4 protein-coding genes are annotated in these 8,481 nt (G+C 73.0%); 1 reads left to right on the forward strand and 3 read right to left on the reverse strand.

The window, feature by feature from the left end:
* On the forward strand, window positions 1-646 hold a 646-nt coding region (locus ACLU3S_RS34005), incomplete at its 5' end, for a hypothetical protein (protein ID WP_413955842.1).
* A gap of 529 nt (window positions 647-1,175) precedes the next feature.
* Here the strand turns inward: ACLU3S_RS34005 and ACLU3S_RS34010 are convergent.
* The 3 genes from ACLU3S_RS34010 to ACLU3S_RS34020 form a co-directional block, all read right to left on the reverse strand.
* Entirely contained in the window at window positions 1,176-2,414 is a 1,239-nt protein-coding gene (locus ACLU3S_RS34010; protein ID WP_413955843.1) for a glycosyltransferase, read from the reverse strand.
* A 13-nt stretch (window positions 2,415-2,427) separates the two neighbouring features.
* Window positions 2,428-3,426, reverse strand: a complete 999-nt coding sequence (locus ACLU3S_RS34015; RefSeq protein WP_413955844.1) for an alpha/beta hydrolase — start codon at window positions 3,424-3,426, stop codon at window positions 2,428-2,430.
* A gap of 142 nt (window positions 3,427-3,568) precedes the next feature.
* Complete coding sequence (locus ACLU3S_RS34020; protein ID WP_413955845.1) at window positions 3,569-8,467, reverse strand: SDR family NAD(P)-dependent oxidoreductase; 4,899 nt, start codon at window positions 8,465-8,467, stop codon at window positions 3,569-3,571.
* Window positions 8,468-8,481: the final 14 nt, after the last annotated feature.

Here is an 8,481-nt window from a genome sequence, read left to right on the forward strand (position 1 = left end):
CGGCAAGGCCGCCGTGCGGCTCGGCGCCGCCGTGACCGCCGGCCTGGCGGTCACCGCCGTCACCACACAGGCCCGCGCCACCTCCGGCCTCTCCCACGGCGTCGCCGTCGCCGTCGACACCGCCCTCAGCCACGCCGACAGGACCCACGTGAACCAGTTCCGCACCTCTTTCACGCTGCACGAGTACGGCCCGGCCGTCGCCGTCACCGCCAACAACCGCGCCACCGCCGTCTCCGCAGGCTGCGCCCCGGACAACCCCTGCCGGTCCATCGCGCTGTCCTACCAGATCCTCACCACCGCCGGCCGCAACGCACGCCTGATCAACGCCACCAACCTCAGCCGCTCCGTCAACGAGCACTGCCCCGCCTGCCAAACCCTCTCCGCCGCCTACCAGTTCGTCATCGCCACACCGGGCCCCTTCACCCTCAGCCGCCAGGCACGCGACCAGCTCAGCAGCATCAACCACCACATCGGCGCCCTCAAAACCTCCCGCCTGCCCATCGACCAGATCACACGCCAGGCCGACAGCCTCGCCCACCAGGTCAAAGCCGTCCTCGACCGGGAAGCCGCACGCGCCCCCCGCACCAGCGGCGACCCGCACACCGGCTTCGCCCCCACCGTCACCCTGCACCGCCACGTCCGCTGACCCGCACCCCCCGAACCCCGCCCCTCGCCCGGCCAGCGGGGCGTTGAGCCGGTGTGGGACCGGCGCGCCCGCGGCGTGCGGGGTGCCCGCACGCCGGCCGAGCCTGCCGGTGTCCGGCTGAAGGGCCAGTGCAGCGCGGGGCTGTTCACCGCGGCATGCCGGCAGGACTCCGCATGGGGGAGGGCACGTGTCGGGGTGTTGTGTGCCGGGTCTTTGCGGGGTTGCTCGCCGCCGGCCCGTTCCCTGCCGGCACCCGCTCGCGAACGAAGTGGCGGGGTACGGCGTCGGCTCCCGGCTGCCTGCGCGTGAAGTCCCCGGCTCCTGCGGCACTTTCGTTCTCCGCCTCGACGGCCTTGAGGCGCCCGGCCGGGGCCGCCGGTGAGGGTCACCGCGTGGTGGCTGATGCGGTGCGGGCGGCCGCCCGGGCGGGCGGAGCGGCGTACAGCGGTGCCGGCCGCGCACGCTGCATGCCCGGCCGGCGCGGCTGTGGTGGTGTCGTTGCCGGGGGGTGTGCGGCAGCCGTTTGATTTCATGCGGGGGCGGCCGGGAACTGGTCCAGGACCTGGCAGGCCCGGGCGATGCCGTTCTCGGCCTTGAGGACCTGGCCGAGCCGGTGCGCGCGGTGGGTGTAGGGGGCGTAGCGGGTCAGGGCGTGCAGGCGCTGGGTGAGGGCGTCGACGGTGAGGTCGGCGACCGGCAGGGGTGCCGGTCCTGCGCCGAGGTCGTGCACGCGGCCGGCCCAGTAGGGCTGGTCTCCGAAGAACGGGCAGATCAGGGAGGGTTTTCCGGCGCGCAGTGCGGAGGCCGTCGTGCCTGCTCCGCCGTGGTGGACGACGGCGGCCATCTTGGGGAACAGCCAGTCGTGGGGGGTGTCGCCGACGGCGAGGATGTCGTCGTCGCTGGTGGCGGGGTCTCCCGGCAGCACGGCGCGCAGGCCGGCGCGGCGCAGCGCGGTGCGCACGAGGGCGTCGGTGGCCTTGGGGTCGCCGGTCTGCATGCTGCCGAATCCGACGTAGAGCGGCGGGGGGCCCTCGGCGAGGAAGGCGAGCAGGCGCCGTGGGGGCTTCCACAGCGGCTGGTCGTGGTGCCAGAAGCCGGTGACGTGGACGTTGGGGCCCCAGTCGGGCGGGCGGGGCACGAGCGTCGGGCTGAACGCGCACAGCACGGTGGCCCGGCGGACGTGCCGGAAGGGGGCGGCCAGGGACATCGGCGCCAGGCCCAGGCTGTCCTGGCGCCATGCGTTGACGAACTGCCTAAAGACCATCCAGGATCCGAGGTCGACCGCGCCGAAGCTGAGCCGGTTGCCCACGCCGCCCAGGATCCGGGCCGCCGGCACGAAGGGGTGCGGGAAGGCTGTGGTGGGCTGGCTGGGCTGGAAGTGGATGAGGGCGTGCGGGATGTTCAGGTACTGGCTGAGGTGGAGGCCGAGGAAGCTGAAGGTCGGTGCCAGGACCAGGTCGGCTCCCTTCGCGCCGATCTGCGTCTCCTCCAGCATCGACATCATGCGGGGCCGCATGACGCGGTCCATGTGGCGGATGAACGCCACGGGGTTGCGCCGCCCGGCCAGGAGTTCCTGCCCTTCGGCGGACTCGATGATCTCCACCGGGTCGACCGGCAGGGGATGCAGGTCCAGGCCCGCCCCGGCGATCAGGTGCCGGTAGCGCAGGCTGGCCAGGATCCGCACCGCATCGCCCCGGCGCTGCAGGGCGCGCCCCAGTGCCAGGCAGGGCTGGACGTCGCCGCGGGATCCGGCGGCGAAAATCACCACGGTCCGCATGGGATCACTGACCGATCGACTTCATCACCGACGGCCAGATGCGGTGCAGTTCCGCCCGCCAGTACGGCCAGGAGTGCGTTCCCGGCGTGTACAGGTGCGTGCTGACGTCGACGCCCTCGGCGCGCAGGGACCGCGCGAATCTGCTGATCTGTCCCCACAGCGGTGCCTCGCCCAGTTCGCTGGCCAGCAGCACGTCGGAGGTGTGTCCCGCATCCAGCGGTCCGGGCTCGCTGCTGCCGGCGGAGAGATGGATGTGCATGCCGCGGAAGGCGCGCGGCATGGCGACGGGATTGTGGGCCTTCCAGTTGCCGGCGTCCTTCACCGGGTCGCCCCATACGTCTTTGATGTCGATGCCCTCCTTCGCGGTCCCGAGCGCGAGTTCCAGGCGCACGGCGGGATCGTTCAGATCCACGTAGGAACTCATGGAGGCCACATACCGGAACATCCCCTGGTGGTGGGCGGCGTAGTTGAGTGCGCCGAAGCCTCCCATGGACAGTCCGACGACGGCTCGTGTGCGGCTCGCGCGGAATTTCTTCTCCATGAGCCGGACGAGTTCGCGGGTGTGGAAGGTCTCCCAGCGGGGGCCGCCGCCGTACCAGTCGCTGTAGTAGCCGTTGCGTCCGCCGTCGGGCATGACGATGAGCGCGTTGGTGTGCTGTGCGAGGGCTTCCAGGTCTGTTTCGCGTGTCCAGGACGTGTAGTCGTCGTCGCCGCCGTGGAGCATGTAAACAACCGGGAAGGTGGCTTTCGGGTTTTTGCTCCAGTTCTCGGGGAGAATGATGCGGACCGGGATGGATGTGCGCATCGCGGGAGACATGACCGTGAGGTCACGCATCCGGTTGTCGATTGCTTTCACGCCGGTGATGCGGGCTTCGGCCGGGCGGGGCCCGTGCGCGGCGGCCGGTTTCCATGGCGCCGCCTGTGCATTCGTGGAAAGGACGGCGGCGGCGAGCCCGAGGCACACCAGATTCTTTTTCGCGTACGTCCAAAAAGTGAGCCACACAGACGGGAGCATGACGAAATGAGTTGATCTTCACCAGCCAACACCCCGTCGGGTGCGCAGCAATGGCCCGTACAGCCGTGCGGCGGGGCGGTGGTGCCTGGTGTGCGGCGGGGGGCGCACACCAGGCGCGGTGCGCCGGCAGTCAGCGGGCGGGCCACCCCAGGGCGCGGGCGACGTGCTGGGCGATGGTCTGCACGTGCGGGGGGTCGATGACGGACAGGTGGTCGCCGTCGACGGGGACGATCTCCAGGCTCTGGCACAGGGGCGCCCACCCCAGGTCGGCGTCCTGGCGCAGGTAGCGCGGGTCCAGGGCGGTGGTGAGCTGCTGGGGTTGCCGGGCGCGGTAGAGCACGACGTGGCCGTCCTGGAAGCGGGGGCTGTAGCGTTCGCCGACGCGGGCGTCGATGTACGAGGTGCGCTGGTGCTCCATGATTCCCGGGCTCATGTCGAGGCCTGCCTCGGCGACCAGGCGCATGACCACGTCGATCTGCTGGTCGTCGGGGGTGGCCGCCAGTTCTTCGTAGGGCAGGTCGAGGTGGTGGCCGTAGGTCTTTTCGATGTATGCGGCGAAGCGGCCGAAGCGCTCGAGCAGGAAGGTGCCTGATTCCGATTGCGGCAGGGCGGGGGGCAGGATGGTGTCGATCAGTCCGAGGAAGCCGATGTCCGCCTGCTCGTCTCTGAGTTGGAGGGCGGTTTCGTAGGCGAGGCACCCTCCGAAGGACCAGCCGAGCAGGTGGTAGGGGCCGTGTGGCTGCAGGTCGCGGATGAGGGTGCGGTAGTGGGCCGCCTTCTCCTCCATGCTGCGCAGTTCGTCGACGCGTTCCAGGCCGTACACGGGCTGTTGGGCGGGCAGCAGGCCGGTCAGGGGCAGGTAGACGGAGGTGGGGCCGCCGGCGGGGTGGAAGGTGAACAGCGCGGGGCGTGCCGGGCCGGCGGTGGGGGCGCGCAGGACGGTCAGTGCCGACCGGCCGGTCCGGTTGACGACGGGCCGGATGAGTTCGGCGATGGCGGCCACGGTGCGCTGGGCGAGGACGGCGTCGGCCGTCAGGCTCACTTCGGTGGCGTCGCCCAGGCGGCGGCGGATGACCTCGGCCAGAACCCGGGCGCGGTCCCGGCCGGCGCCGGCGGCGGTGAAGTCCTCGCGGATGTCTTTGGGTCCGGGCGGCAGGACTTCCGCCCAGGCGCTTGCGACCAGCCGCTCCGCGGCGTCCCTGGGGCCGAGGAAGCCGGGCAGCGCGGTGGCCGGGGACGGCCCGGCTGCGGTGGCGTCCAGGACTGTCGCGGACGGGGTGGGGGCCTGCGCCGCGGTGGCGTCCAGGACTGTCGCGGACGGGGTGGGAGCCTGCGCCGCGGTGGCCGGGGACGGCCCGGCTGCGGTGGCGTCCTGGGGTGCCGCGGGCGGGGTGGGGGCCTGCGCCGCGGTGGCGTCCAGGACTGTCGCGGGCGGGGTGGGGGCCTGCGCCGCGGTGGCGTCCAGGTGGAGTTCTTCGAGTACCGCGCGGCCCACGTCCTGCAGGCTGGCGCCGCGCAGCAGCCGGGCGGCGGGCATGTCGATGCCGAAGTCCTGGCGGATGGTGTTCTGGATGCGTACCGCCACCAGGGAGTCCAGGCCCAGTTCGGTCAGCGGGAGTGTCTGGCTGAGGTCGGCGGCCACGCCCATGATGGCCGCGGTTCTTCTCGTCAGGCGGGCGTGCACCAGGTTGGCGGCGTTGCTGCCCAGGGCCGTGATGCCGTGGGGGCCGGGCCAGTCGTCGGCGGGTTGGGCGTCGCCCAGGACGCCGGTGAAGAAGGGAATGGCGCCCAGGCCTGGGAAGGCCTCCAGTACGCGTTCGGTGTCGAGGTAGACGACGCCCACGTGGGCGCGGTTGAGGGTGACCAGGGCCTGCAGGACGTCCATTCCCTCGTTCATGGGGATGGGTTCCAGGGCCAGTACCGGGTTCCCGGCGGTCATGCCGACGTTCTCCCAGGGGCCCCAGGCCAGGGAGGTCGCCGGCAGGCCGCGGGCCCGGCGGTGGTGGGCGACGGCGTCGAGCCATGCGTTGGCGGCCGCGTAGGCTGCCTGTCCGGGTGAGCCGAGCAGGGCCGCGGCGGAACTGTAGATCACCCACCAGTCCAGGTCGTGGTCGGCGATGGCCGCCTCGAGGTTGCCGGCTCCCACGGCCTTGGGCCGCAGCACCGCGTCGATGTCGGCCGGTTCCAGGTCGGTGATGACGCGGTCGTGCAGGACGCCGGCGCAGTGCGCGATGCCGCGCAGGCTGTGGCCGTCGGCGAGCGCGGCGCGCACCAGGTGGTGCGCCACGTCCGGGTCGGTGATGTCTCCTTGGACCACGGCGACGCAGGCGCCGTCTTCCTGCATGCCGGCGATGGCGGCGCGGGCCTTGGCTCCCGGGGCGCTGCGTGCGTTGAGGACGATGCGGCCGGCGCCTTGTCGGGCGAGGCGCTGTGCCGTGGCCAGGCCCAGTCCGCTCAGGCCTCCGGTGATGATGTAGGCGCCGTCGGGGCGGGTGAAGGTGACGGTGTCGGTGTGTTCCTGACCGAGGTCGGCGCGGGCCAGGTGTGCGGTCAGGCGGGTGCCGGCTCTCCAGGCGATCTCGTCGGCGTCGCCGCCGGCGAGGAGTTCGCGGGCGAGGTCGTCCAGGGCGCCGGGCTGGTTGTCGATGTCCACCAGCGAGGCGTGCAGGTGGGGGTGTTCGAGTGCGAGGACCCGGACGAGGCCGCGCAGGCAGGCCAGCGCCGGTGTTCCGCTCTCCCCCGACCCGGTCGCCTGGGCCAGCACGGTGGCCATCCACAGGCGTGGCGGCTGCCGGTCGCTCAGGGCGGCCAGGCGGCGTGCCAGCCGTGCCGCCCGGTGCAGGGGGCGCGTGTCGTTGTCGCGGGCGTCGGGCAACAGGAGCACGACGGCGCTCGCACCGTCCGCTCCGGCGCCGGCCAGCCAGGCATCCAGTGCGCTCTCGTCCTGGGGGCGGGCCGCACTGACGTGGGCGCCGCCGGCTTCCAGGGCCGCGGCCAGCGAGGCGATCTCGCCGTCCGCGGCGCCGGCGTCGTCGCCGAGGAGCAGGGCGCGCCGCAAAGGCCGTGCGGGCGCGGGGAGGGTGGACTTCTCCCACTGGATGTCGTAGGTGCACGTCTCCAGGGCCCGTGGCACCTCGCGCCGCTCGACGGGCCGCAGACAAACGAAGCGGGCGGTGATCTCGCTCGAGGCGCCCCGGGCGCTGATGTGCCACTGGCCGGTACCCGCGCCCGCGGGGCCGGTGCCGGTGGTGGTGGCGGGGGTGCAGCCGATGTCGTAGCCGGTGTCCAGGACGCCCGGCTGCTTGATGAGCAGCAGCTGCACGCCGACCGGGACGGCGGGTGTGCCGGCCGGGTCGGGGTGCTCCCCGCCCGATGGTGCGGCGGCGGCCTGCTGGGCCTGCAGCATGGCGGTCAGGACGTGGGCGTAGGAGGTGCGGTGGGGGGCGTGGTGGTCCTCCAGGATGCAGTGCCGGGTGGGCGCCGGCTGCATCCCGCCCTCGGCAGCAGCCTCGGCAGCGGCCTCGGCAGCGGCCTCGGCGGTGTGTTGCGGGGCGCGGGTGAGGCGGGCCGAGGCGTAGCGGTGCCAGAGGGTGTCGGCGCCGCGGGCGTACAGGGTGAGGGTTGCGCCGGTGGCGTCCTCGGGTTCCCACACGGTGGTCAGGGGGGTGCTGGCCGAGATGGCCAGCCACCGGTGGAGGGTGAGGTCCTTGAGAGCGAGGTGGGTGAGGTGTTCGCGGGCCCACACATCCAGGCCGGCTTCGATCATCAGCTCGGCGGCCTCGGCGAGGGTCAGCACCGCCTGGTCGTGGACCGTGCCGCGGGTGCCGTGCCGGCGGGTGCCGATGTCCGCCTGCCACAGCACGGCGCCGGTGCGGGGGTCGTCGGTGCGTACCCCCAGCAGCGGGTGGCCGCCGGCCTGGATCGGGGGGGCGGGGCGGGAGAACCAGAACCGTTCGTGGCGCCAGGGGGGCGTGGGCAGTGGGGTGCGCGTGCCGGCCGGCCACAGCGAGGCCTTCAGCGGGATGCCGGCGAAGTGCAGCCGGGCCAGGGCCAGGCGCATTTGGACGGCGTCGTCGGTGTTCTTGTGCAGGGTCGCCACCACCTGCGCCTGCCGGCCGGCAGGGGTGGTGTTGAGGCTTTCGGTGAGCGGGACGGCGACGATGGGGTGGGGGGAGATCTCCACGAACAGGGTGTGGCCGTCCTCGGCCGCTGCGGTCACCGCCTGCTGCAGGCGTACCGGGCGGCGGACGTTGGCGCACCAGTAGCGCAGGTCGGCTGCCGCACCGGCGCGGGGATCGTCCAAGACCGTGGTGTACCAGCGGATGGACGCCGGGTGGGGGTGCAGGCCGGCGAGGTCCTCGGCCAGGGGGGCCAGGAGGGGGTCGACCAGGGCGGTGTGGGCGGCTCCGTCCAGTTCGAGCAGCCGGGCCAGGCGGCCCTGTTCGCTCAGTTCGTCCACCAGGGCGCGCACCGCCGGGGCGGGTCCGGCCACCGTGCAGCGCTGGGGTGAGGAGTGGACGGCGACCTCGACGCCGGGAAAGCGGCAAAGGCGGGCGGTGCGCTCGGGCGCGGGCAGTTCCACCGCGGCCATCGCGCCGGCCTGTTCGGTTTCCAGGCGGGCGAGGTGGGCCGAGCGGCGGACGATGACCCGCACGGCGTCGCGGTCCTCGAGGGCGCCGGCGACCGCGGCGGCGGCGACTTCGCCCATCGAGTGGCCGATGACGGCGGCGGGCTGGACACCGTAGTCGGCAAGGGTGCGGGCCAGGGCCAGCTGGATGCCGAAGATCAGCGGCTGGATCCGGTCGGCGGTGCGGGCCGGGTCCGATCTCAGCAGGTCGCTCAGGCGTGAGCCCGTCTCCGCCTCAAAGTGCGTATCGAGCGCGTGGATGTGGGCGGCGAAGACGGCGTCGTCGCTCAGCAGGCGCCGCCCCATGCCCGGCCACTGTGAGCCGTAGCCGGAGAAGACGAACACCAATCGCGGTGCGGCGGCCGGCTGCGATGCCGCTTGGTCGGTGCACGCGCCGGCCACGCCGGCCGCGCTCT

This window comes from Streptomyces sp. AF1A (assembly GCF_047340315.1).
Lineage (GTDB): Bacteria > Actinomycetota > Actinomycetes > Streptomycetales > Streptomycetaceae > Streptomyces.